This window comes from Streptomyces venezuelae (assembly GCF_008642335.1).
In the GTDB taxonomy this organism is placed as follows: domain Bacteria; phylum Actinomycetota; class Actinomycetes; order Streptomycetales; family Streptomycetaceae; genus Streptomyces; species Streptomyces venezuelae_F.
This window is the reverse complement of sequence record NZ_CP029191.1, coordinates 3,205,734-3,229,533: the sequence shown is the minus strand read 5'-3', so window position 1 is coordinate 3,229,533 and position 23,800 is coordinate 3,205,734. Positions and strand designations below refer to the sequence as shown.

Below are 23,800 nucleotides of genomic sequence, written 5' to 3'. Positions count from 1 at the left end.
CGCTTCCTTCTGCGGGTCTCGGACACTGTGTCGTCCTTCATCTGCGTCATCGGGAAACGTCTTCGTTTTCGCTCCCGTCAGGTTCGGTGAAGGAGACCGTCTGGAGGATCGCCGACATGATGTTGCAGAACTCGGTCCAGTAGTCCGTGGACGCGGTGTGGAGCGTGAAGATCGCGGTGAACGGCCCTGTGGGGAAGGGGACATGGACCTGGATCTGGCCGGTGAGGAGATCCGTCGGCTCGCCATCAGCTGTCACTTCCGGGGTGAGCGTGTACTTCTTCAGCGTGATGGACGACACCGAGGGGCCGCAGGGCAGGTCGAGCCAGCGGGCGTCGTTGTAGGGGTCGCTGGACAGGGCAGCGAGGATGCCTTGGGCGACGACGTCGGTGTCCACGTCGACCTGGTCGGTCGGGACGGCCGCCACGGTCAGGGCGCACTGGGCGACGCCGTCGGCGGGTTCATGCCGGGCCGTGCCCCCGTTCTCTCCCTCGTCCGCCGTGGAGAACAGGCCCATCGCCGAATACGAGACGCCGCTGTCCGCCATGAGCTCGGCCATCGCCGCGTAGTAGGGGGCGGCGGGCTCCCAGATGCTGTCGTCGCCTCGGGAGTAGAGCTGTCGTACGAAGGACTTGGAGTGCTCGGCGCGTTCTGCCGGGGTGGCGGCCACGGGAAGGGCGAAGAAGCCCTCCGGGACGAGGAACCATAGGGGCGGGGGGTCATGGCTGATGGTGGGGGAAGTCATGGGGGCTGTCCTGGTCGGGTGCGGGTGAATCAGTCGGCGAAGTCTTCTGGGTGGTACGCCACCGGCTCGACCTCCGCGCCGTCGGCGTCCATGGTCATCTCCCACTCGGTGGTGCCGAAGTCCGCGTCGACCGTGAGCTGGTCCATCACGAGAACCCGGTAACAGCCGCAGGCGTTTCGCGTGACCAGTGGAGGTTCGACGTCCGGGTGTCTGGCGGCGGCGAATGCTTCAACGGCGGCCCGTTGGGGCGGCGTGAGCGATTCCAGGGGGATGTACTCCCGGGGCTCAATCAAAGGCCAGGTGAGACTGCGCCGGGAGAGGGAGCGAAGCCTGCACCAAGAGCCGTCCGTGAACACAATCCGCAGATCGTTTCCGGATTTGAAGTCGCGGCGCTCGACCGTGTCGATCGCGGACCGTGGGGCCTGCCAGAGGACCTCGTCCTCGATCCGCGACTCGTCCTTCTTGTCATAGGGAAAGCCCACGATGACCAAACGGTGGTCGGTCACGATCGCATGTGTGCGGTAACGCTTGTTGTCCGAGCGCCCTGGGTCCAGTTGCCAGGGCAACGTGCGGGCCAACGCGCCCGGAGCGGCCCACATGACGGGGAAGTCCTCGACCTCGTCGGCGGGGTCGTCCGGCGTGTCGGAACCGGAACCGGGGCCGGAGCCGCTGCTGATATTGCCGCCGGCGGCACTGAGAGCAGCCATGACGGCGACACCAAGGCCGAGAACGGCGCCCTTTCCTGCTTTCCGCGCGAGTGAGCCGCTCAGGGAATTCAGTGTGTCGACCGGCCGCTCGGGCCAGCCCGGGAGCTCCCCCTGGATGTCGTTCCGCTCGGTGTCACGGAACCAGCGTTTGCCTTTCACGCGCATGGCTGCGCCGGTGGCGAATGTGACAGGACCACGGGCGAGGAACTTCTCGTCCGGGTCGGTGAGCCAGATGTCCATATGCGTGCATCTCCTACGTGGCGAAAGCCAGGAACTCAGCCGCCCGAGGCCGACTTCTCGAACTGGTCACCCGGGAACAGGGCTTCTCCCACATGCTGGTGAATGCTTGTGATCTTGGGAAAGATTTTGGCTCCGGCGTCCATCGCGATGCCCGCACCCGCAGGGTTGATGTGCACCCCTGGAATCAGGTTGAGCGCCCGGGAACCGAGCCACTGACCTTCGTGATAGCCACCGGCCGCGAGACCACCCATGCGGTTCAGTAAACCGCCGCCTGCGTGGGCGACCTCGTACACATCAGTGGACTTGCCGCCCAGCTTCACCAGACCACCGATGCCGAAGCCTTTGGTGAGATCCGCCGAGTGCTCTCCGAACGCCAGCAGGATGCGCCCGTTGCCGACGCTGGTCGCCTTGAAACCTTCGCCGAGTTTGGCCGCCAGGGTCACCCCCCTGGTCCTGCCCGCCACCTTGGTCGCTTTGCCGAGCATCCCGATACCGGGCAACAACCCCACGGCAACCAGCCCCACCTGCATCCAACTCACATCAGCTCCCGCCGCCTTGGCGACCCCATGCGCCGCCAGAGCGAGCCCGCTCGTGAGGAGAGCGGCCGTACCGAAGACCGCCGCGAGCGGAGGGAACGGAAGCGTGACGATGGCCAGGAGGGCCAGGACCGCCGTCAGGTCGCTCAGGAGGTCGCCGATGAGTTTGATCAGGTCGGCATGGTCCTTGAGCCACTTGCCCGTCGCGTCCCAGGCGTCCTTGACTCCCTTGGTGAGTTTGTCCCAGAAGCCCGGCTCGTCCGGGGCGATGTCGCTCGCCTTGTCGAGTTCCTTGCTGATCGCCCCGGCCGCCTTGGCGAAGCGGTCCTCCAGGTCGTGGACCTGGCCGATGACCTCGTCGACGTCCCCCGAAGTCTTCGCGCTCTCCTTGCTGTCGGGCTTCGCCTCCGAGCGGGCGTCGAGTTTTTCCCCGGCCTTCTTCTCGAGCCGGTCGGTCTCGTCCTGGAACTCCTTGAGCTCCTTGGCCCAGCGGTGCAGCGCGCGCGACGCCTTGTCGAAGGATTCGTGGCTCTTGCGAATGAGCGGGGTGACGTCCTCGCCGATGTACTCGGTGAACGCGAGCGCCGCCTTGCCCTTCCAGGCGCCGCACTCGATGCGTTCCAAGTCCCGGACTGCGTTGCCCAGTTCGCCCGCGAGTCCGCCGAGCTTCTTCGCCAGGTCTCGGGTGTCCTCGACGTTGCCGGGGGTGGGGTCCCAGCCTATGTTCGGGAGCGCGGGGCGCTTGGTGCTGCTCACGCTACTTGCTCTTCTTCCTCGCGGACTTGAGTGATTCGGCGAGGGCCTGGTCCAGTTTGCTGAACTCCTCGTCGATCTTGTTGATCATCTTGACGGCGCCCTCGGTGTGCTTTCCGAGCTGCTTGACGCCGTAGCCCCACTCGTCGGCGAACTCGTGTACGTCCTCGATGAGTTTCTCGGCCCCGACGACCGAGCCGTCGGTGTTCTTGAGGGCTCTGCGCGCGGCGTCCATGCGGTCGCTGACCGAGGAGAAGGTCTTCTTGAGGTCCTCGAAGACCGTTCCGTCGAGGCGAAGGTCGCTCATGTCGGTGTTCGGACTCCCTGTGCGGTCGTGGTTGTGGTTGTGGTCAGCGCTCAGCCGTTGGCGCTCAGCGTCAGCGGTTGACGGATTGGATCTCGCGTACGACTACGTCCTGCGTCGTACCGAACTCACCCGGGGGCAGTTCGCCACCCGGTTCAGTCGTGCTCTTCCACGTGACCCGCCATGTGAGGGTGGCCCCGAGTTCGTACGGGGCGTCGGCGGAAGAGCGCAGATAGCGCACACCGCACGGCGGGTCCGTGTCCGCCGGGGTTCCCTTGGCGCGGGGTCTGCCGATCCGGTCGTCGTTCCCGATCGGGCACTCGCCGGATGATGGGTACGTCTCGGCGTCCGGCGTTCCCGGATCGAGCCGCAGAGAGACGGGTTCGGCGGTCGTCGTCGCGGAGAGGCCCGTTCCCGGCAGGGTCGCCGTCACCGAGATCTTCTTGAACTTGGCCTTGTCCAGCCACACCCAGGTCGGCAGATTGACCTTCGTCTCGCCCTCCGGTGCCATCTCGATCTTCGTGTCCGGGACCGGGATCTGGCCGTAGGCGTACTCGGCGAGGATTCTGGGGGAGACCGCGAGCGGCTCCTTGGGCGGCTCGCCCTTGGGCACCCAGAACGGCAGCCTGTCGCAGGCCTGGGCCTCTGGTTCGTCCTTGCGCTTCTCGTCGACCGCCGTCGCCCAGAACTGCCCCTCGCCCTGCTTGTCGAGGTTGTAGTTCTTGTAGGGGTGGCCCTCCTTGAAGTACGAGTCGAAGATCCCGCCCACGAGGTCGCCGATGCTGAAGACCTTGAACGACCGGATGGCCTTGACCGTGGCCTCGATCTGCTTCGGGGTGTAGGCGGGCTCGTACCAGCAGGCGGGCGGGTCCCAGTTGGAGTTGGCAGGGGTGAGCGTTCCTGTCTTCGTGGACTTCGGGCTGCCCTTGACCGTCGTCTGGATTTTCGTCTGGACGCCGAGGTTCTTGTCCTGGACGGTGCCCCTCGACTGCTGCTCGCCCCCGAAGTCTCCCCCTCCCTCGGTGTCGCCACCAGCGGCGTAGGCAGCACCAGGGAGCAGCGCCATAGCCATGGCGAGAACAGGAGCGGCCCAGCGGGCGGCCGACTTCGGTGCGCTCACATGCACTTCTTGGTCGCCTCTTCCACGTACGTGACAGACTCCGTCTGCCAGACACCGTTGGCGTCCTTCTTCACGCGGGTGTTGTAGAAGCCGTAATCGGCCGCTGATTCAGGGATGGATCGGTCGACCTTGCCGGTCTTGAGGTCCTTGGGATACGTCTTGGTGCCGTCCTTGCAGTACGACACCGCTGCGACGCCGTCCTTGAGGAAGGTGACCTGGCGGTCGTAGTACCGAATGGTCCCGATGAAGCTCTTGTCCTTCTTCCGGAACCCTTGGATGTAATCCGCCGCCGACAACAGGGCGTCACCCGATCCATAGAACTTCAGCGCCGGATGATCCTTGGCATCGACGACAACGGTGGCCTCGATCAGGGCGTCGAGCCACCGCTCGTTGTCCGCCAACACCGCGTCCTTCTTCGGATCCCCCGTCTTGCCCCCCTCGAAGACGTTCTTCACGTCCTTCGGCAGCTTGATCTCCGGGCGGTCGACCCCGTCCGCCGCCGATGCCTTCGGAGACGGCGACTTCTCCTTCTGGCTGCCCGGGTTCGAGTCCGCGCCCGCGATCTTTTCGTTGTCCTTGGAGTCGCCGTCACTCCCTCCGCACGCCGAGAGCGAGAGGACCGCGGCAGCAGTCATGGTGGCCGCTGCGAGCAGGGTGGGGCGGCGGTTCACGGTCAGCTCCTGGAGGGGGTGGGGGTTCTCTGGAGTGAACCAAGCTATCCAGGAGGAGGGAGGGGGCACCAGCGGCAGGGGTGCCTGGTCAAGGTGTAAATGGGCGCATAGTGGCAGAGTTTGGAGGAGTTTTGCTCACTCTTGGCTCGTATGTGTCGCTCACCGCTATGGGGCTGGAAGTGAGTGGGCATCTCGGAGTGCAAATTCGGGCGACCGGCGGGTTACGAGGGCAGGAGGGGGGCGATTCCCTGCCTCTCTGTGCAGCTCGTTCCGCTCGGCGCAACGCGGCCCGCCGTACCGGACACGCCATTTCCGGGACCGGAGGGTCAGGACGGGAGGGTCAGGACCGGAGAGTCAGGACCGGAGAGTCAGGACCGGGGAGTCAGGACCGGAGGAGCAGCCCCCCCCGGGAGCGTCAGTGGGGAAGCGGCGACGGCGTCGGCGTATGGATGCGGCGGCGGCGTCGGCGTTTCAGGAGGGCCCACGGGCCGCGGGGGCCCGTCGGCATCGCGGCCGTGACCTCCGTGCCGCCTTCCGAGGCCGCTTGGGCCGCCGCCCTCGCCACCGGCAGGAAACCCTCGCGGCGCGAGACGTCCGGGCGGTCCTCCTCCGGCCATAGGCCGAGCGCCGCGCAGAGCGTGGGGAGTACTGCCATCGCCGCCGTCGCGTAGCCCTCCGCGGAGGGGTGGTAGCGGTCGGGGCCGAAGAGTTCGCGGGGGTGTGCCGCGAATTCCGGGCCCAGGAGGTCGCCGAGCGACACCGTACGGCCGCCCTGTTCGACCACCCCGATCGTCTGCGCCGCGGCCAGTTGCCGTGAGACGCGGCGGGCCAGCCACCGCAGGGGCTGATAGACGTTCTCGACCGTGCCCAGGTCGGGACACGTGCCGACCACGACCTCCGCACCGGCCGTACGGAGCCTGCGTACCGCGGAGGAGAGGTGGCGTACCGACCGCGTCGGCGGCATCCGGTGCGTCACGTCGTTCGCGCCGATCATGATGACGCAGACGTCCGGCACCCAGTGGGGGTCGGACAGGATCAGGGTCACCTGGCGGTCCAGGTCGTCCGACTGGGCGCCCGGCAGCGCCACGTTCCGGAGGTCGACCGGGCGCTCGGCCACCGCGGCGAGACCGGAGGCGAGGAGTGCCGCCGGGGTCTGCCTGGCCCGGTGCACGCCCTGCCCCGCCGCCGTGGAGTCCCCGAGCATCGCGAACCGCACCGGTTCCGCGTGCGTGGGACGCGCGGCCTCCGCGGCGAACGCCCCGCCGTAGCGCCCGTCGGCCCGTGGCGGGTCCACGTGCCCGTTGCCCACCGTCCGCTTCGCCAGCTGCACCTCGGCGAGCACCACGCCCACCGTGGCGGCCCCGAGCAGCCCGATGCCTCCGCCGCCGTACGCCGCGCCCGCGGCGATCCGCCGCGCCACCCTCGCCCTCGACATGCCCTGCAGCCACCTCCTCGTGCCGTACCGGTTCGTACGGCCGTACATCCACTCATTGCCCCGTAAGCACGGTCGGCCAATCGCAAGCGGAGGTGAACGGATGAGCCGGACCCTTAGGCTGACCGCACCAATTCGTCGCACTACATCGCAGCCCGGAGACAACGGTGCAATTCCACGACTCGATGATCAGCCTCGTCGGCAACACCCCGCTCGTGAGGCTCAACAACGTGACCGCGGGCATCCAGGCGACCGTCCTGGCCAAGGTCGAGTACTTCAACCCCGGCGGCTCCGTGAAGGACCGCATCGCGCTGCGCATGATCGAGGCGGCCGAGCAGAGCGGGGAGCTGAAGCCCGGCGGCACCATCGTCGAGCCCACCTCGGGCAACACGGGGGTCGGCCTCGCCATCGTGGCCCAGCAGAAGGGCTACAAGTGCATCTTCGTCTGCCCGGACAAGGTGTCCCTCGACAAGATCAACGTGCTGCGCGCGTACGGCGCCGATGTGGTGGTCTGCCCGACCGCCGTCGACCCCGAGCACCCGGATTCGTACTACAACGTCTCCGACCGGCTCGTACGGGAGACGCCGGGCGCCTGGAAGCCGGACCAGTACAGCAACCCGAACAACCCCCTTTCGCACTACCACTCCACCGGCCCCGAGCTGTGGGAGCAGACGGAGGGGAAGATCACCCACTTCGTGGCGGGCATCGGGACGGGCGGCACGATCTCCGGGACCGGTGGGTATCTGAAGGAGATCTCCAAGGGCGGCGTGACCGTCGTCGGTGCCGACCCCGAGGGGTCCGTGTACTCGGGCGGGTCCGGGCGGCCCTACCTCGTCGAGGGCGTGGGCGAGGACTTCTGGCCCACGGCGTACGACCGCAATGTCACGGACGAGATCATCGCCGTGTCCGACAAGGACTCCTTCCAGATGACGCGGCGGCTCGCCAAGGAGGAGGGGCTCCTCGTCGGCGGGTCCTGCGGCATGGCCGTCGTGGCGGCGCTGCGGGTCGCGGAGCGGCTCGGTCCGGATGATGTGGTGGTCGTGCTGCTGCCGGACAGCGGGCGCGGCTACATGAGCAAGATCTTCAGCGACGAGTGGATGAACGACTACGGCTTCCTGGAGGAGGCCGGCGACCAGCCGCGCGTCGGCGACGTGCTGAGCCGCAAGGAGGGCGGTGAGCTGCCCTCGCTCGTCCACATGCACCCCGAGGAGACGGTGGGGGAGGCGATCGAGGTGCTGCGGGAGTACGGGGTCTCGCAGATGCCGATCGTCAAGCCGGGCGCGGGGCATCCTGACGTCATGGCGGCGGAGGTCATCGGGTCGGTGGTGGAGCGTGAGCTGCTCGACGCGTTGTTCGCGCAGCGGGCGTCGTTGTCCGATCCGCTCGAGAAGCACATGTCGGACCCGCTGCCGCAGGTCGGCTCGGGTGAGCCGGTGGCCGACCTGATGTCGGTGCTGGGTGGGGCCGACGCGGCGATCGTGCTGGTCGAGGGGAAGCCGACGGGGGTCGTGAGCCGGCAGGACCTGCTTGCGTTCCTCGCGGAGCAGCAGTCGCAGTGATGACCGGTTACCGGTTGTCCGTAACCGGGTGGCACGAGGACGTCATGTGTGCGCAGCACGTGCTTAACACGGGGTGGGCATGCTGGTGGGTGTCGGCGTCAGGAACTCCGGAGCGGCTCCCGGGTCCGTGGACGCCTGGGCGCGGCCGGCTCTGACCCGGTCCGACGCCTTCCGCGGGGGACCGCCGTCGTCCCGCCCCCTGGACACCCGGGGGTGCGGCGGTCCCTCGCGGTGACGATGCCTCTGCGGGTGGCCGGTTCATCCCTGCGGGCCGGTGGGGGTTGCTCGCGCAGTTCCCCGCGCCCCTGGGGTGGTGCCGCTTCGCCTTTTCCTGCGGGTGGGTGGGGGCTGTTCGCGCAGTTCCCCGCGCCCCTGACTGGTCCTGCTCGCTCGGCGCCGCCGGGTGCGGGGAACTGGCTCGGGTCGCGCGACGTGCGCGTCACCGACATCGAGCCGGGGTTCACCGACACCGAGCTGCGGGGGCACATCACGAATGCCGCCACCAGCCGCCCAGGCGTAAGTACCCGGAAAAGGCTTCTGCTCAGTCGTCCCACTCCGACTTGCGCTCCTCGCGCCTGCGGCCGAACGACAGGCCGCGGAACGCGTGCACCGCGTTCACGCCCACGATGCCCGCCCAGGCCACGAAGAGGCCGGTCAGATCCGCGTTGACCACGGCGATCGCGGAGAGCGGGACCGCCAGGATGAGGGAGACGACGCCGAATCCGAAGCGTTCGCCCCAGGAGTCGACCCCGCTCGCGGGGGAACGGGCGCCGCGGGCGACCACCATCTGCTGTTCCGCCAGGTGACGGCGCATACGGCGGTCGATCGTGCCGTCCAGGCGCTGCTCGATCTTCCCGAGGAACGAGTCGACCAAGGCGGAGTCGTACTCTTCGCCGAGTTCTCTGCGGGCGTGCAGAGTGGCGTCGAGTTCCTTCTTGAGTTCGGCGTCACGGGCTTCCATGGGCGTTTACGTTACGGCGCCGGCGCGCTCTCGGCGCTGGGGCTAACCCCCCTTTCCGCACGGGGCCCAGCCCCAGGGACGGGCGGGTTCCGCCTGGCGAGTGCCCAGTACAGCACCGCGGGCACCACGAGCCCCACGATCCACGAGATGTCGGCGCCGCCGAGCGGGTCGACGAGGGGGCCCGTGTAGAAGTGGGTGACCAGGAAGGGGAGCTGGGCGAGCAGGCCTGTGCCGTAGACGGTCAGGGCGTCCCAGCGCCAGGCGCCGTAGCGGCCGTGCGGGTCGACGAGGGCGGGGATGTCGTACCGCTCGCGGGAGATCAGGTAGTAGTCGACCAGGTTGATGGCCGACCACGGCGTGAAGAACGTCAGCAGGAACAGCAGGAAGTCCTTGAAGGAGGACAGGAAGCTGTCCTTGCCCAGCAGCGCGACCGCCGTGCCCGCCACCATGATCACCGCGATGTACGCGGCCCGCCCGCGCGCCCCGAGCACCTTCTGGCCGCGGAAGCCGCTGATGCTCGTGACCATCGACATGAAGCCGCCGTAGGTGTTCAGGACGTTGATGGTCAGCTTGCCGAGCGCGATCACGAAGTAGAGGAAGGAGGCGATCAGGCCCGTGCCGCCGAGGCCGACGACGTAGCCGACCTGGTTGGCGAGGAACGCGTCGCCCGCGCTCGCCGCGACGAGCACGCCGAACGTCATCGACCACTGCGAGCCGAGCGCCGACCCCGACAGGGTCCACCAGAACGTGGCCTTGGCGGAGGTGGTGCGCGGCAGGTAGCGCGAGTAGTCCGCGACGTACGGGCCGAACGCCAGCTGCCAGGACGCCGACAGCGACACGGCGAGCAGGAACATCGGCAGGTCGAAGTGGGCGTCCGAGAACAGTGCGCCGATGTCCACGCGGTCGACGAGCCGGATGCCGAGGTAGACGAAGGCGAGCGCGCAGATCACGCTCGCCACCCGGCCGAGCGCGTGGATGACGCGGTAGCCGACCGCCGCCATGACCGCCGTGACGGCGGCGAAGACGACGATGCCCGTGGTGTCGTTCGTGTGCGTCAGTTCGGCTGTCGCCTGGCCCGCGAGGACGCTGCCGCTCGCGAAGAAACCGACGTACATGAGGATGACGAGGAGCAGCGGGACGACCGCGCCCTTCACCCCGAACTGGGCCCGCGACTGGATCATCTGCGGCAGCCCCAGCTTCGGGCCCTGCGCCGAGTGCAGCGCCATGACCGCGCCGCCGAGCAGGTTGCCGAGGACGAGGCCGACGAGCGACCACACCACGTCGCCGCCGAACACGACGGCGAGCGCGCCCGTCACGACCGCGGTGATCTGCAGATTCGCGCCGAGCCAGAGCGTGAACTGGCTGAACGCGGTGCCGTGCCGTTCGTCGTCAGGGACGACGTCGATGGAGCGCCGCTCCACCAGATCTTCAGCTGCCATGCCGGTCAACTCCCCAAGTTCGTACGGCTACTTCTTCGTGATGCCGTGCCGGTCCGCCCAGTCCTGTGCGACGTCCTCCGGGTCCTTCTTGTCCTTGTCCACCAGGCGGTTCAACTCGGTGAGCTGCGCCGTCGTCAGGAGGGCGCCGAGGCGGGCGAGGGCCTTGCGGACCGTCGAGTCGGCCTTGCGGTCGGCGATGAGCGGGACGACGTGCTGGCCGGGGACGAGGTTCCTGGGGTCGGTGAGGACGACCCAGTGCTCGGCGGCGATGTCGGTGTCGGTGGTGAAGAGGTTCGCGACGTCGACGTCGCCCTTGCGCAGGGCGCCCTTGACCAGCGGCCCGGACGAGTCGAGCGACTTGAACTCCTTGAACTCGACTCCGTACACGTCCTTCAGGCCGACCACGCCGACCGTGCGCTTCTTCACCTCGGCGGAGGCGCCGATGACCAGCTTTCCGTTGTGCTTCGCCAGGTCGGCGAGGGACGTGAGGCCGTACTCCTTCGCGGTCTCGCGCGTCACCACGAACGCGTCGGAGTCCTCGGCACGCCCGTACGGGAGGATCTGGAGCCCGCGCGGCAGGCGCATGGCCAGCGCGTTCTGCATCTCGCCCTCCTCCGTGGCCTTCGCCTCGGGGTCGAGGTAGTGCAGGAGGGCGCCCTGGTACTCGGGGAGCAGGTCGATGTCACCGCCCTTGAGCGCGGGGATGAGGATCTCGCGGGTGCCGAGGTTGGGGCGGACGTTCGTCTTCACGCCCGCCGCCTCCAGGGCGGCCGCGTACAGGTACCCGAGCACCTGGTTCTCGGTGAAGTTGGCGGTGCCGATGGTGACGCCGTCCTTGCTGGAGCCGCCTCCGCCGCCGCCGGAGCCCCCGCCGTCGAGGGAGGTGATGCCACCGCTGCAGGCGGCCAGCGCGGGGACGGAGGCGGTGGCGAGGAGCCCGCCGAGGAGAGTTCTGCGGTTCATGTCCTGGGTGCTCCTAAGCCTGTGCGGACGGACGGTGGCGGAAGAGGGCGCGCTGGAGGGCGGCGAGCGCGAGATCGAGTACGACGGCGACCGCGGCCACGAGTACGGCACCGCCGAGCACCTGGACGAGGTCGCGCTGGGCGAGTCCGTCGAACACGTACCGGCCGAGGCCGCCGAAGGAGACGTACGCGGCGATGGTGGCCGTCGCGACGACCTGGATGAGGGCGAGCCGCAGGCCCGTCATGATCAGCGGCAGCGCGAGCGGCAACTCGACCTGGAACAGCACCTGGTGGGCCCGCATGCCCTGGCCGCGCGCCGCGTCCCGCACCTCGGGGTCGACGGCGGTCATGCCCGCGTACGTGTTGGTGACGATGGAGGGCACGGCGAGCGCGACCAGCGCGATGTAGACGGGCCACATGGAGAGGCCGCTCGCCAGGAAGACCAGTACGACGAGTCCGACGGTCGGCAGCGCGCGGCCGAACGAGGACAGGTTGATGGCGATGAACGCGCCGCGTCCCGTGTGGCCGATGAGCAGGCCGACCGGCAGGGCGATGGCGGCGGCGACGAGGGTGGCGAGCAGCGAGTACTGGAGGTGCTCGACGAGCCGGTGCCCGATGCCGTCGGGGCCGGTCCACTGGTCGCCGCTGACCAGCCAGGCGCCGAGGTCCTTGAAGAGTTCGTACATGTCAGGCGCTCCTCCGGCGGCGGGTCCAGGGCGTCAGGACGTACTGGAGCGTGACGAGCAGGGCGTCCGCGACGAGCGCGAGGAGCAGGGTGAGGACCACGCCGACGATCACGGGGGTGGGGAAGTTGCGCTGGAACCCGTCGGTGAAGAGCTGCCCGAGGCCGCCGTCGCCGATGTACGTCGCCACGGAGACGAGCGAGATCGACATGACCGTCGCGATCCGTACGCCGGCCATGATCACGGGGAGGGCGAGGGGGAGTTCGACGGTGAGGAGCGTCCGGAGGGGGCGGGTGCCCATGGCCTTGGCGGCTTCCTTCGTCTTCGCCGGGACGGAGTCGAGTCCCTCGACGGTGTTCCTCAGGAGCACGACGAGGGTGTAGATCGTCAGGCCGATGACGGTGGTGGTGCGGGTGAGGCCGCTGACGGGGAGGAGCAGGACGAAGACGGCGATGGAGGGGATGGTGAAGAGGACGTTCGAGAGGCCGAGGAGGAGTCCGCGGAGGGGGCGGACGCGGTGGGCGACGACGGCGAGGGGCAGTGAGATGAGCAGCCCCAGGGCTACGGCTGTGAGGGCGGCCTGGAGGTGGGAGAGGGTGAGGGTGGTGAGGTCGTCGGTGTGATCGCGTATCCACGACCAGTCGACGGTCATGTGGTGGGCTCCGCGTGGTCCTGCGGCTGCGGGTCGCTTGTGGCTTGTCGCGCAGTTCCCCGCGCCCCTGACTCGTCCACCTCGCCCGGCGCCTCTGGCTGGGGTGGCTCGTTCGGTGGCGTTGGGGTGGACGACTTAGGGGCGCGGGGAACTGCGCGATCAGCCCCCACCGGGCCGCGGATGGAAGCGTGCCGGCCCCGTTCGTGCGCCGCGGCAGCGACTTCGTGGATGTCGGTGCGGGACGTGACCCCCGTCAGAACCCCCTCCGCGTCCACGCGGGCCACCAGCCCCGTCGGGGCGGACAAGGACTCGTCCAGCGCCGCGAGGAGCGAGTCCGTGTCGCGGAGAGGACGTACGGGGACGTCCGCGGACTCTCCGTCCTTGTGGCGCCAGGAAAGAGGCGACCCCGTCGCGTCCCAGCGGAGCGTCCACGCGCCGCCCTCCGGCGCGGGGCCCTGCGGGACGCCCGACAACGTGGACAGGGACAAGAGCTTGAGGCCACGCTCCGCGCCCAGGAAGTCCGCGACGAAGTCGTCCGCGGGACGGGCGAGAAGCTCCGCGGGCTCGGCGCACTGCACGAGATGCCCACCCGTGCGGAACACGGCTATGCGATCACCGAGCCGCACCGCCTCGTCGATGTCGTGCGTGACGAAGACGATCGTCTTGTTCAGGTCCCGCTGAAGGCGGAGCAGTTCGTCCTGGAGTTGGGTACGGACCACGGGGTCCACCGCCCCGAACGGCTCGTCCATGAGGAGGACGGGAGGGTCCGCGGCGAGCGCACGGGCCACGCCCACCCGCTGCTGCTGGCCGCCGGAGAGCTGGTGCGGGTACCGACGCCCCGCGTCCGGCGCGAGCCCCACCGTCTCCAGGAGCTCCGCCGCCCGCGCCCGCGCCTTCCTGCGGCCCCAGCCGAGCAGCAGCGGCACCGTGGCGATGTTGTCGAGGACCGTGCGGTGCGGAAAGAGGCCGGCCTGCTGGATGACGTAGCCGATGGAGCGGCGCAGTTTCGCCGCGTCCTGCTCCAGGATGTCGCGGCCGCCGACCCGGATGGTCCCGGAGGTCGGGTCGACCATCCGGTTGATCATGCGGAGGGTCGTCGTCTTGCCGCAACCGGAAGATCCGACGAGGACGGTCACGCCGCCTTCGGGCATGTCGAGGGTGAGGTCGTGGACCGCTGTCGTGCCGTTCGGGAAGCGCTTGTGGACCGTATCGAATTGGATCATGTGGAGTCCCTTGCCCGGCTGTATATCGTCATGCAGAGTTCTCGTTGTCTGAATAGGTTGTCAATAGTTCGCGGCGCTCCGGCATTGATCGCCGAGCAATAAATGGCCGACAGGCAAGACGGAACGTCCGGTTGAGGAGGGTTTACGAGTGAAGTCGTCTCGTATCGCGGACACCGCGGCCAACGACAGAAAAGCGGTCGTCGTCCTCGACGGCCGGGGAATGATGGTCGCAGACGTCGTACGCCTGGCCGAATCCGGTGCCCGGCCCGTTCCCGCGACCGACGGGATGAAGCGCGCCGAGGAGTCCTGGAACGCCGCCAGGGAGATCGCCGCGTGGGGCCGTGTCTACGGCCGCTCCACCGGCGTCGGCGCCAACCGGAACGAGGACGTGCCCACGGAGGCCGCCGCCGACCACGGCCTGCGACTGCTCCGCTCGCACGCGGGCGCCATCGGCGCCGAACTCCCCGCGCGGCAGGTCCGCGCGATGCTCGCCGTCCGCGCCAACCAGCTCCTCGCGGGCGGCGCCGGACTGCGCCCCAGCGTCGTCACGGCGCTCTGCGAGGCCCTGGAGACCGGCGCGTACCCCACCGTCAACGAGTTCGGCTCGGTCGGCACCGGAGACATCGCGGCCCTCTCCCAGATGGGCCTCGCGCTCGCCGGTGAGCATCCGTGGCGGGGCGCCGGGCGGCCCCCGCAGCCGCAGCCCCTCGACAACAACGACGCCCTCGCTCTCATCAGCAGCAACGCCCTCACCCTCGGCCAGTCCGCGCTCGCCCTGCACGAACTGCGCGGCCTGATCGGCGCCACGCAGGTGGTCGCGGCGCTCTCGCTGATGGCGGTCGACGGCTCGTACGAGGCGTACGCGCTGCCCGTGCACGAGGCGCGGCGCCACCCCGGCTCGTACGCGGTCGCCGAGCGCATGCGTCGTTTGCTGGGCGCCCCCGACCGCCCCACTCCGCCCCTGGGCCGCATCCAGGACCCCTACGGCTTCCGGTGCGTGCCCCAGATCCACGGCCCCGCGCACGACGCGGCGGACGCCCTGGAGGATGTCCTGACCGTCGAGATCAACGCGGCCGCGGAGAACCCGCTGATCTCGCCCGAGGACCTGGCCGCGTACCACCACGGCGGCTTCTACCTGGCCCAACTCGCCCTCGCACTCGACCACTTCCGGCTCGCCGTGACCCAGGCGGCCCGCCTCTCCACCTCCCGGCTCTCCACGCTCAACGAACCGGCCTTCACCCGTCTGCGCCCCTTCCTCGCGGACGGCGAACCGGCCTCGTCCGGCGTCATGATCCTCGAATACGCGGCCGGCGCCGCCCTCGGTGACCTGCGCGCCTTCTCCGCGCCCGCCTCCCTCGGCCACGCCGTGCTCTCGCGCGGCGTGGAGGAACAGGCGAGCTTCGCCTCGCTCGCCGCCCGCCAGACCCTGCGTGCCTGCGAGGCGTTCCGGATGGTCGTGGGGTGCGAACTGGTGGCCGCCGTGCGGGCGTTGCGGCAGCGGGACATGCGGCTCGATCCGGACACACCGCTCGCGCGCGCCTTCGAACTCGCCGACTCCGTTCTGGAAGCGGAGTTCGCGGACCGGCCGCTGACGGATGATGTGACGGCGGCGGCGGGTCTGCTCGACCGGTTCACCACGGTGTGGTCGGAACTCGGCGCGGCGACGAACGCGGGAACGACCGCCGGAACGACAGCGGGTACGGACATCATGAGGGGGACGGCATGAGTGACAGCCCTGCCGCGCGACTGCAAGTGCTCTTCGAGGGCCATCGGCTCACACCCACCCAGCGGCGCATCGCGCACTGCATGGTGCGCAGGGCCGCCGACGCGCCCTTCCTCTCCAGCGTGGAGCTGGCCGAACTCGCCGGCGTCAGCCAGCCGTCGGTCACCCGCTTCGCCGTCGCCCTCGGCTTCGACGGCTACCCGGCGCTGCGCAGACACCTGCGGGACGTGGCGCCCGCCGAGGAGTCGGGGGCGACGGCCGCCAACGAGTACCAGCAGGCGGTCGACGCGGAGATCGAGAACCTCAGGCACCTGGCGGAGGTCCTCGCCGACCCCGAGCCGGTCGAGCGCGCGGGACGGCTCCTCGCCGCGTCCCGGCCCCTGCCCGTCCTCGGACTGCGGGCCGCCGCGTCCCAGGCGTACGGCTTCTCGTACTTCGCCGCGAAGGTCCACCCCGAGGTGCGCCTCCTCGACGAGGGCGGCACGATGCTCGCGGACCGCATCGACGCCGCGGCCCGCGCCGGTGCCTCGGCCCTCCTCTGCTTCGCGCTGCCCCGCCACCCCCGCGAGGTCGTCGACGCCCTCGCCTACGCCCAGTCGGCGGGCCTCACCGTCGTCACCGTCGCCGACTCGGCCTTCGCCCCGGTCGCCGCCCACTCCGACCTGCTCCTCCCGGCCGCCGTCGGCACGGGCCTCGCCTTCGACACGGCCTGCGCCCCGATGCTGCTCGGCCGTGTCCTCCTGGAGGCCATGTGCGACAACCTCCCCGACGCGCAGGCCCGCCTGGAGGAGTTCGACGTACGGGCGGTGGCCCGCGGACTCTTCGTGGAGTAGGCGGACGCATACGTAAGGGGGACACACATAAGAGCGACGCCGCGCCCGGGGGGAGCGCGGCGCCGCGGGGCGGCGAGGACGTCGAGCGTCAGACGTCCAGGCCGGTCTCGATGCGTTTGAGCTGATGGCGGGCCATCGCCAGGTTGGCGCGGTCCTTGTCGAGGGCCAGGTAGAGGAAGAGGCCGTTGTTGTTGCGGCCCTTCATCAGCCGGATGAGGTGGTACTGCGAGCCCAGCGAGATCAGGATGTCCTCGATCTCGTCCTTCAGCCCGAGCATCTCCATGGTGCGCAGCTTGGCGCGGACGACGTCCGTGTTGCCTGCCGCCGCCACCGACAGGTCCAGGTCCTTTCCGCCCCCGATCGTGCCGAGGGCCATTCCGCTGGTGTAGTCGACCAGAGCGGCGCCGATGACGCCCTCGATCGTGGTGGTGGCTTCCTTGAGTGCGGTCTCCGTGTCGGTCATGTGCTTGGTGCTTCCTTTCCGTCTTCCGGGCGTCCGCGGTGAGGGGGACGACGAGGGTGTGGTGGGGGGCATGGGTCAGGTTTCCTCCGCTCGATCGACGGCGGCGTCGACCAGCTCTCCGATGAGGGCGCTGGAACGGCGGGCCTCCAGGTGCAGCCGGCCCACGTTGATGCGGGGCTCGGCGAGCAGCGTGAGCACGGCGGACGAACCGGCCGCGTACGTGGCGACGTAACCCTGTTCGCCGCGGATGATCAGTTCGCGGAAGCCGCCCTGATGGGTGGCGTCGGACAGCCGCAGCGCCACGCCGAGCGCCGCCGCGGTGAGCGCGCAGACGCCCTCCGCCTCCACGTCGGAGGCGTCCTGCGCCAGCAGGAGTCCGTCGACGCTGGCCGTCAGGGCGCCGCGGAGCTGGGGAATCCGGGTCCGCAGCCGTTTCAGTTCGCCGAGTACGTCGGCTTCGGCAGCCACCAGCTCTCTCCTCCCTGCGCGCCGCCAGGACGCGAAGAACTTCATGTGGTCGAGGTCCCGGCCCAGGGGGCGGCAGGGAGTTTCACAGCGCCTCCAGGGCGTCACGGACCCGGCGCAGGAGCGCGATGTCGGGATCGGCGCACTCCGTCGCGGCCGGGAAGGGGAGGGCCACGGACACCGGCTCCCGCTCCGGTGTCCCCGGGACCTCCACGAGTCCGGCGGCGGCCAGCCGCCTGACCTCGACCAGGGTGTGGAACGAGGGCCTGCCGAGGGCCCAGGCGATGGCTGTCGGCGTACGGACGCCGTCCGCGAGCCGCAACAGCGCACGCTGGCGCACGGTGACCGTCTGGCCGGGCGCGGGCGCGCGGGGCACGACGGGCGCGGTGTCGACCTCGGGCCGCGGCCAGATGCTGTCCAGGAGCGCCCGGCGCCGCAGCGTCTCACGTTCGAGGGCGGCGGCGGGCACCGGACGGACGCGGCCGAGCCAGTGCGCGACGCCGTAGCGGAACCGGGTGGGGCCGCTCGCCGCGCCGAGCACGAAGAACGCGGCGTCGAAGAGCGCGCCGAGGTGGCACATCTCCAGCTCGCCCGCGGTGACCCGGCCGCTGGCGACGAGCTCGCGCCCCACCTCGTTCCGGATCCCCGCCGTGGACAGGGCCTCCTGCCAGCCCTGCGCGGCGAGTGCGCCGCCCGCCGTGAGGAGGACGTCTATGCCGGGCGCCGCGGGGCTCTCGGCGTGCACGACGCGCCCGTCCACGAGGTAGAGGGTGCCCTGGGCGCGCAGGAAGGCGCCGGTGGCCCGCTCGGCGGCGAGCCGTGTCAGCAGGGGCGAGACGGCGGGCGCACCGACGGCCCGCGGGACGGTGGCGGGCTCGGCGGACTCGGCGGGCGCGGCGGCCCGCAGGCCGTTCACACCAGCACCAGCCGTTCGGCGAGGCTCCGCAGCCGTAGCCGCGCCATGGCGAGGTTGCCGGTGTGCCGGTCGAGCCAGAGGTAGAGGAAGACGCTGCTGTCGAAGGTCGTCTCCACGTAGCGGATCAGGTGGAACCCGGACTGGGTCGTGAGCATCAGGTCCTCGACGGGGAGCCCCTTGCGGGCGGCATCGTCCATACCGCGCTCGCGGTCGGCGTCGTCCTCGTCGTCGACCGGCGCGAACGCCTGGTACTCGGCTGCCGCGCGGGCCACCTCGGCGGTCTCGGCGGCGGTCGCTTCGTAGTCACCGTTGGGGGAGTCGCCGACTGAACCGAGTGCGAGGCCGCTGGTCCAGTCGACGATGGCGGCTCCACGGGCACCGGGCAGTGTCATGGCTTCGTACAGACACTCGTCGATTCCGGGCACGTGGCCTCCCCTTCCCCAGGTGGAACCAGGTGGTCCCCACCACCCGACCGGGGGGCGGCGACCGCCACCCGGTGGAGAGGAAAGTACGCAGGGAAGAGGGGGTTCGGGCCGGATGGGCATATCCCGCGGGAATGCGTCCGAGCCCGACGGGACGCGTTCGGTCATGGCCCTGGGCGGCTCACAGCTGACCGAATGTGCCGCTCACGCGATCGATACGTCCCCCGGGACGGTGTCAGTCCTCGCCGCGGGTGCGCAGTACCACCTTGTTCACGCCCCACAGGGCGACGCCGATCGCGATGAGGACGCCGGCGCGGATGTAGACCTCCGCGGGGCGGTCCGCGAGGGGGCTCGCGAGGATCAGGGCCGTGACGGCGCCGAGGACCGGCAGGGCGGTCGGCGTACGGAAGTGCGCGTGCCCGACCGGGTCGCGGCGCAGGACCAGGACCGCCACGTTGACCACCGCGAACACGCACAGGAGCAGGAACGCCGTGGTGTCGCCGAGGCCCTCGATCTCGCCCGTGGAGACGAGCCCGATGGCGAGGAGCGAGACGAAGACGATGCCGACGACCGGGGTGCGCCGCCCGGACAGGACGCGGCCCATCGCGCGCGGCAGGATGCGTTCGTTGGCCATGCCGTAGCAGAGCCGCGAGGCCATCATGATGTTGATCAGCGCCGAGTTGGTGACCGCGAACAGGGCGATGAGCGCGAAGAGTTTGTGCGGGAAGTCGACGCCGCCCGCCTTCACGACCTCGAGCAGCGGGCCGCTCGACCCCGCCAGAGTCTCGGAGTCGACGAGCAGGGACGAGACCAGCGCGACGAGGACGTAGACCGTGCCGGTGACCGCGACTCCGATGAAGATGGCGCGCGGGAAGGTGCGCACCGGGTCCTTCGTCTCCTCGGCCATGTTCACCGAGTCCTCGAAGCCGACGAAGGCGAAGAAGCCGAGGGCGGTGGCGCCGAGCACGCCGGTCATCAGGGCGTAGCCGCTGCCGTCGGACTCGAACTCGGTGAGGCGCGACGCCTCGCCGTCCCCGCTCATGACGGCGTACGCCCCGATCGCGAGGATGATCACGAGGCCGGTGAGCTCGACGAGGGTGAGCACCACGTTCGTCTTGACGGACTCCGACACGCCCCGCAGGTTGAGCGCCGCGAGCAGCACGATGAACGTGATGGCGGTCAGCGTCGGCGGCAGCGCGTCGCCGGTCAGTTCGGCGAGGTAGTCGCCGCTGAAGGCGCGGGCGGCGGCGCTCGCGGAGGAGAGCCCGGAGCACATCACCATGAAGGCGATGATGAAGGTGAGGAACGGCGCCTTGAACGCCTTCTGCGTGTAGAGCGCGGCACCGGCCGCCTTCGGGTACTTGCCGACGAGTTCGACGTACGACGCGGCGGTCAGGATCGCCACGACGAACCCGATCGCGAACGGCAGCCAGAGCGCGCCGCCGACCTTCCCAGCGACCTTGCCGGTGGTCGCGTAGATGCCGGTGCCGAGGATGTCGCCGATCACGAAGAGGATCAGCAGCTTGGGGCCGATGGCGCGGTGCAGCGCGCCCTCTTCGGCGGATGGTGAGGGTGATGCGGTGGTGGACGTGCCGGATGTCGTCACAGGTGCCTCCCCCGAGACCGAGTGCGGGTCGAGGGGGCTATTTCCCGTGACGCAGGTCACTATGCGGGAGTTGAGGAAGGTCAGAGCATCCGACAGGTGTCCGGAGGCGCACGGTGTGCGGGTGGGGTCACAGGTTCCGCAGCGCGTCCCGTTCCGTTCCGCCGCCCGCCTCCGCCACGATCTCGTCGACCGTCTGCGGCTCGCGCACCACGGCGAAACGCACGCCGTCGGCATCCCTGGAGGTGTCGGCGGCGAACCCGTGGACACCTGGCCTGGCCAGGCTGTTGTACGAATAGTGCTGGGCGAAATAGTAGGCGCCGGTGTCCAACGCGGCGACGTAGTCCCCCGGTTCGAGCAGCGGCAGCGGGCGGTTCTCGGCGAGCAGGTCGCCCGCGAAGCAGGCCGGGCCCGCGATGTCCTGGCCGACGGCGGGACCGCTCTTGGGCAGCCCCTTCGCGTCGAACGCGGCGATTCGCAGGGGCCACGACGCGGGCGCGTACACGGTCCTCGTCGCCACCTGCACGCCCGCATGCGTCACGGCGATGGGCCGGCCCCCCGCCCGTTTCGTGTACTCGACGCGGGCGAGCACCGTGCCGTGCTTGGCGAGCAGCGAGCGGCCGAACTCGGTGACGATGCCGTACCGCCCGTCGAGCAGCCCCGGCACCCGTGACTTCAGGCGGCGCGCGTACTGCGCGTGCGTCGGGGTCTCGTCGTCCGAACCGAAGTTGACCGGCAGGCCGCCGCCGATGTCGACGGTGTCGACCTGCCGCCGCCCGGCGCGTTCGTTGATCTCCTCGGCCAGTTCGTACGCGGCCGCCACGCCCCGCACCATCATCTCCAGAGGCATGCCCTGCGACCCGGAGTGCGCGTGCAGGCGGGTCAGCCACGGCCGGTCGAGGAAGGCCCTGACCACCCACTCCCTGGCGTCGTCGTCGCGCAGCGGCACTCCGAACTTGGACGTGGCCGTCGCCGTGGAGAGGGCGCCGATCGCGCCGCCGCCGATCTGCGGGTTGACGCGGATGCCGATGGGGGAGCCGGTCAGCGCCGACCGGGTCATGGCGTCTATGCGGGCCAGTTCCTGCGGGTTGTCCGCGTTCACGGCGATGCCGAGCGCAAGGGCCTCGCGGAGTTCGGCGGGGGTCTTGGCGGGCGAGTCGAGGACGGTCGCGGTGGGCGGCATCCCGGCGGCCCGCGCGAGGGCCAGCTCGCCGGGGCTCGCCACCTCGGCGCCGATGCCTGCCGCGCGCAGCAGCCGCAGGACCGGGACGAGCGGGGTCGCCTTCACGGCAAAGGCGTGCAGGACGCGGGTGCCGGGCGGGACGACGGCCTCGAAGGCGGCGTGCAGGGCGGCGGCGCTCGCGCGGATGCCGGTGACGTCGAGGAGGCCCGCGACGGGGGCGGCGGGCCCGACGACGCCCTGTTCGACGGCGGCGCGGACGGCGCGGTCGCGGCGGGCGGCGGCGTCACTCCCGAGAGTGGAGGGGGCGGTGGTCCCGGGTGCCGCGTCCGCGCGGAGAACCGTGGTCAGGTCGTTGTCCTCGTCGTGGCCCATGTGATCCAGCCAATCACCCGCGACGGGACCCCGCTGCCGTACTCGCGCATTCGTTCGCTATTGACTAGCTCTATTCATCCCCCCAGGATGTGAATAACAAGGTCACAGCAGAGGTCACAGCGTCGAGGAGGCATCGCCATGTCAGGACCCCGCCCCGTACGGGCACCGCGCGGTACGGAACTGAGCGCCCTGGGATGGCAGCAGGAAGCCGCCCTCCGCATGCTGCAGAACAACCTCGACCCCGAGGTCGCCGAACACCCCGACAAGCTCGTCGTCTACGGCGGCACCGGCAAGGCGGCCCGCGACTGGCGTTCCTTCGACGCCATGGTGCGTACGCTGCGGACCCTGAAGCAGGACGAGACGATGCTCGTCCAGTCCGGCCGCCCCGTCGGCGTCATGCAGACCCACGAGTGGGCCCCGCGCGTCCTCATCGCCAACTCCAACCTCGTCGGCGACTGGGCGAACTGGGAGGAGTTCCGCCGCCTGGAGCAGCTCGGCCTCACCATGTACGGCCAGATGACCGCGGGCTCCTGGATCTACATCGGCACGCAGGGCATCCTCCAGGGCACGTACGAGACGTTCGCCGCCGTCGCCGCGAAGCTGCATTCAATGGGTAAAGGGGTCAACGGCACGCTCGCGGGCACGATCACCCTCACCGCCGGTCTCGGCGGCATGGGCGGCGCCCAGCCCCTCGCCGTGACGATGAACGACGGCGTCGCGATCTGCATCGACTGCGACCCGCGCGCGATCGAGCGCCGCATCGAGCACAAGTACCTGGACGTGAAGGCGGACTCGCTGGAGCACGCGCTCCAGCTCGCGACGGAAGCCCGCGACCGGCGCAAGCCGCTCTCCATCGGCCTCCTCGGCAACGCGGCGGACCTCCTCCCGCGCATGCTCGCCGAGGGCGCCCCCATCGACATCGTCACGGACCAGACCTCGGCCCACGACCCGCTGTCGTACCTGCCGACGGGCGTCGACTTCGACGACATGCAGACGTACGCGGCGAAGGACCCCGCGGGCTTCACCACCCGCGCCCGCGAGTCGATGGCGAAGCACGTCGAGGCGATGGTCGGATTCATGGACGCGGGCGCCGAGGTCTTCGACTACGGCAACTCGATCCGCGGCGAGGCGCAACTGGCGGGCTACGACCGCGCGTTCGCGTTCCCCGGCTTCGTCCCCGCCTACATCCGCCCCCTCTTCTGCGAGGGCAAGGGCCCGTTCCGCTGGGCGGCGCTCTCCGGCGAGGCGTCCGACATCCACAAGACGGACAAGGCGATCCTCGACCTCTTCCCGGAGAACGAATCCCTCCACCGCTGGATCAAGATGGCGGGCGAACGCGTCCACTTCCAGGGTCTCCCCGCCCGCATCTGCTGGCTCGGCCAGGGCGAGCGCGACAAGGCGGGCGACATGTTCAACGACATGGTCGGCGACGGCACGCTCGCCGCGCCCCTCGCGATCGGCCGCGACCACCTGGACTGCGGTTCCGTCGCGTCCCCGTACCGCGAGACGGAGGCCATGCTCGACGGCTCCGACGCGATCGCCGACTGGCCGCTCCTGAACGCGATGGTGAACGTCGCGTCCGGCGCCTCCTGGGTCTCCATCCACCACGGTGGCGGCGTCGGCATGGGCCGCTCCCTCCACGCGGGCCAGGTCTCGGTCGCCGACGGCACGAAGCTCGCGGGCGAGAAGATCCGCCGCGTCCTCACGAACGACCCGGGGATGGGCGTGATCCGGCACGTGGACGCGGGGTACGACATCGCGGAGAGCGTGGCGGACGAGAAGGGCGTGCGGGTTCCCATGCGCGAGGGCGGCGACGCGTGACCTCCACGTTCCACA

At 70.0% G+C, this 23,800-nt stretch carries 23 protein-coding genes and 1 pseudogene; 5 read left to right on the top strand and 19 right to left on the bottom strand.

Annotated elements, in window-relative coordinates:
- Positions 1-46: 46 nt before the first annotated feature.
- The 7 genes from DEJ49_RS14390 to DEJ49_RS14355 form a co-directional block, all read right to left on the bottom strand.
- Positions 47-742 carry a hypothetical protein gene (locus DEJ49_RS14390; protein WP_150184484.1) on the bottom strand — a complete coding sequence of 232 codons (696 nt, stop codon included), beginning with the start codon at positions 740-742 and terminating at the stop codon, positions 47-49.
- Positions 743-771: 29 nt separating this feature from the next.
- A complete protein-coding gene (locus DEJ49_RS35945) occupies positions 772-1,689 on the bottom strand; it encodes a hypothetical protein (RefSeq protein ID WP_190329351.1) in 918 nt (305 codons plus the stop codon).
- Between the two features lie 35 nt (positions 1,690-1,724).
- Entirely contained in the window at positions 1,725-2,981 is a 1,257-nt protein-coding gene (locus DEJ49_RS14375; RefSeq protein ID WP_150184482.1) for an enoyl-CoA hydratase/isomerase family protein, read from the bottom strand.
- A gap of 1 nt (position 2,982) precedes the next feature.
- The gene (locus DEJ49_RS14370; RefSeq protein WP_150184481.1) at positions 2,983-3,285 is read right to left on the bottom strand and encodes a hypothetical protein; all 303 of its coding nucleotides are present in this window, start codon (positions 3,283-3,285) and stop codon (positions 2,983-2,985) included.
- 70 nt (positions 3,286-3,355) lie between these two features.
- Positions 3,356-4,402: a hypothetical protein gene (locus DEJ49_RS14365; protein WP_223832833.1), complete on the bottom strand. Its 1,047-nt coding sequence runs from the start codon at positions 4,400-4,402 to the stop codon at positions 3,356-3,358.
- Positions 4,399-5,073: a hypothetical protein gene (locus tag DEJ49_RS14360; RefSeq protein ID WP_190329350.1), complete on the bottom strand. Its 675-nt coding sequence runs from the start codon at positions 5,071-5,073 to the stop codon at positions 4,399-4,401. Before DEJ49_RS14360 ends, DEJ49_RS14365 begins: the two co-directional genes overlap by 4 nt.
- A gap of 415 nt (positions 5,074-5,488) precedes the next feature.
- Positions 5,489-6,517: an SGNH/GDSL hydrolase family protein gene (locus DEJ49_RS14355; protein ID WP_150188233.1), complete on the bottom strand. Its 1,029-nt coding sequence runs from the start codon at positions 6,515-6,517 to the stop codon at positions 5,489-5,491.
- Between the two features lie 155 nt (positions 6,518-6,672).
- Here DEJ49_RS14355 and DEJ49_RS14350 point away from each other — a divergent pair, with 155 nt between their 5' ends.
- Both DEJ49_RS14350 and DEJ49_RS36380 read left to right on the top strand, forming a co-directional pair.
- The gene (locus tag DEJ49_RS14350; RefSeq protein WP_150184480.1) at positions 6,673-8,064 is read left to right on the top strand and encodes a cystathionine beta-synthase; all 1,392 of its coding nucleotides are present in this window, start codon (positions 6,673-6,675) and stop codon (positions 8,062-8,064) included.
- A gap of 417 nt (positions 8,065-8,481) precedes the next feature.
- Positions 8,482-8,571, top strand: a pseudogene (locus tag DEJ49_RS36380) (short-chain dehydrogenase); the annotation flags it as partial.
- A gap of 34 nt (positions 8,572-8,605) precedes the next feature.
- Here the strand turns inward: DEJ49_RS36380 and DEJ49_RS14340 are convergent.
- Genes DEJ49_RS14340 through DEJ49_RS14315 form a run of 6 tightly spaced genes read right to left on the bottom strand, consistent with a single transcriptional unit; the run spans position 8,606 to position 13,984 of the window.
- Positions 8,606-9,025, bottom strand: coding sequence for a hypothetical protein (locus DEJ49_RS14340; protein ID WP_150184479.1), 420 nt, complete (start codon positions 9,023-9,025; stop codon positions 8,606-8,608).
- A gap of 11 nt (positions 9,026-9,036) precedes the next feature.
- Positions 9,037-10,464, bottom strand: a complete 1,428-nt coding sequence (locus tag DEJ49_RS14335) for a purine-cytosine permease family protein (RefSeq protein ID WP_150184478.1) — start codon at positions 10,462-10,464, stop codon at positions 9,037-9,039.
- 27 nt (positions 10,465-10,491) lie between these two features.
- Positions 10,492-11,427: an ABC transporter substrate-binding protein gene (locus DEJ49_RS14330; protein WP_150184477.1), complete on the bottom strand. Its 936-nt coding sequence runs from the start codon at positions 11,425-11,427 to the stop codon at positions 10,492-10,494.
- A 13-nt stretch (positions 11,428-11,440) separates the two neighbouring features.
- Entirely contained in the window at positions 11,441-12,112 is a 672-nt protein-coding gene (locus DEJ49_RS14325) for an ABC transporter permease (protein WP_150184476.1), read from the bottom strand.
- A gap of 1 nt (position 12,113) precedes the next feature.
- Entirely contained in the window at positions 12,114-12,761 is a 648-nt protein-coding gene (locus tag DEJ49_RS14320) for an ABC transporter permease (protein ID WP_150184475.1), read from the bottom strand.
- Complete coding sequence (locus DEJ49_RS14315; protein WP_150184474.1) at positions 12,758-13,984, bottom strand: ABC transporter ATP-binding protein; 1,227 nt, start codon at positions 13,982-13,984, stop codon at positions 12,758-12,760. Before DEJ49_RS14315 ends, DEJ49_RS14320 begins: the two co-directional genes overlap by 4 nt.
- Positions 13,985-14,204: 220 nt before the next feature.
- Here DEJ49_RS14315 and DEJ49_RS14310 point away from each other — a divergent pair, with 220 nt between their 5' ends.
- Positions 14,205-15,710 carry an aromatic amino acid ammonia-lyase gene (locus tag DEJ49_RS14310; RefSeq protein ID WP_190329604.1) on the top strand — a complete coding sequence of 502 codons (1,506 nt, stop codon included), beginning with the start codon at positions 14,205-14,207 and terminating at the stop codon, positions 15,708-15,710.
- Positions 15,707-16,540 carry a MurR/RpiR family transcriptional regulator gene (locus DEJ49_RS14305; RefSeq protein WP_150184472.1) on the top strand — a complete coding sequence of 278 codons (834 nt, stop codon included), beginning with the start codon at positions 15,707-15,709 and terminating at the stop codon, positions 16,538-16,540. Before DEJ49_RS14310 ends, DEJ49_RS14305 begins: the two co-directional genes overlap by 4 nt.
- 88 nt (positions 16,541-16,628) lie before the next feature.
- Here the strand turns inward: DEJ49_RS14305 and DEJ49_RS14300 are convergent, their stop codons facing one another.
- From DEJ49_RS14300 to DEJ49_RS14275, 6 genes are all read right to left on the bottom strand, one after another.
- Complete coding sequence (locus DEJ49_RS14300; RefSeq protein ID WP_055567693.1) at positions 16,629-17,003, bottom strand: hypothetical protein; 375 nt, start codon at positions 17,001-17,003, stop codon at positions 16,629-16,631.
- A gap of 75 nt (positions 17,004-17,078) precedes the next feature.
- Complete coding sequence (locus tag DEJ49_RS14295; RefSeq protein ID WP_150168749.1) at positions 17,079-17,516, bottom strand: roadblock/LC7 domain-containing protein; 438 nt, start codon at positions 17,514-17,516, stop codon at positions 17,079-17,081.
- A 37-nt stretch (positions 17,517-17,553) separates the two neighbouring features.
- Positions 17,554-18,384, bottom strand: a complete 831-nt coding sequence (locus DEJ49_RS14290; RefSeq protein WP_411757160.1) for a transcriptional regulator — start codon at positions 18,382-18,384, stop codon at positions 17,554-17,556.
- Positions 18,381-18,809, bottom strand: a complete 429-nt coding sequence (locus DEJ49_RS14285) for a hypothetical protein (RefSeq protein WP_150184471.1) — start codon at positions 18,807-18,809, stop codon at positions 18,381-18,383. The genes DEJ49_RS14290 and DEJ49_RS14285 overlap by 4 nt, the downstream gene beginning before the upstream one ends.
- A gap of 232 nt (positions 18,810-19,041) precedes the next feature.
- Complete coding sequence (locus DEJ49_RS14280) at positions 19,042-20,412, bottom strand: APC family permease (RefSeq protein WP_411757159.1); 1,371 nt, start codon at positions 20,410-20,412, stop codon at positions 19,042-19,044.
- 127 nt (positions 20,413-20,539) lie between these two features.
- The gene (locus tag DEJ49_RS14275; protein ID WP_150184470.1) at positions 20,540-21,964 is read right to left on the bottom strand and encodes a diaminopimelate decarboxylase; all 1,425 of its coding nucleotides are present in this window, start codon (positions 21,962-21,964) and stop codon (positions 20,540-20,542) included.
- A gap of 138 nt (positions 21,965-22,102) precedes the next feature.
- On the opposite strand from DEJ49_RS14275, the gene hutU reads away from it, so the two are divergent.
- Positions 22,103-23,785 carry a urocanate hydratase gene (gene hutU, locus DEJ49_RS14270; RefSeq protein ID WP_150184469.1) on the top strand — a complete coding sequence of 561 codons (1,683 nt, stop codon included), beginning with the start codon at positions 22,103-22,105 and terminating at the stop codon, positions 23,783-23,785.
- The last annotated feature ends 15 nt before the right edge of the window (positions 23,786-23,800 follow it).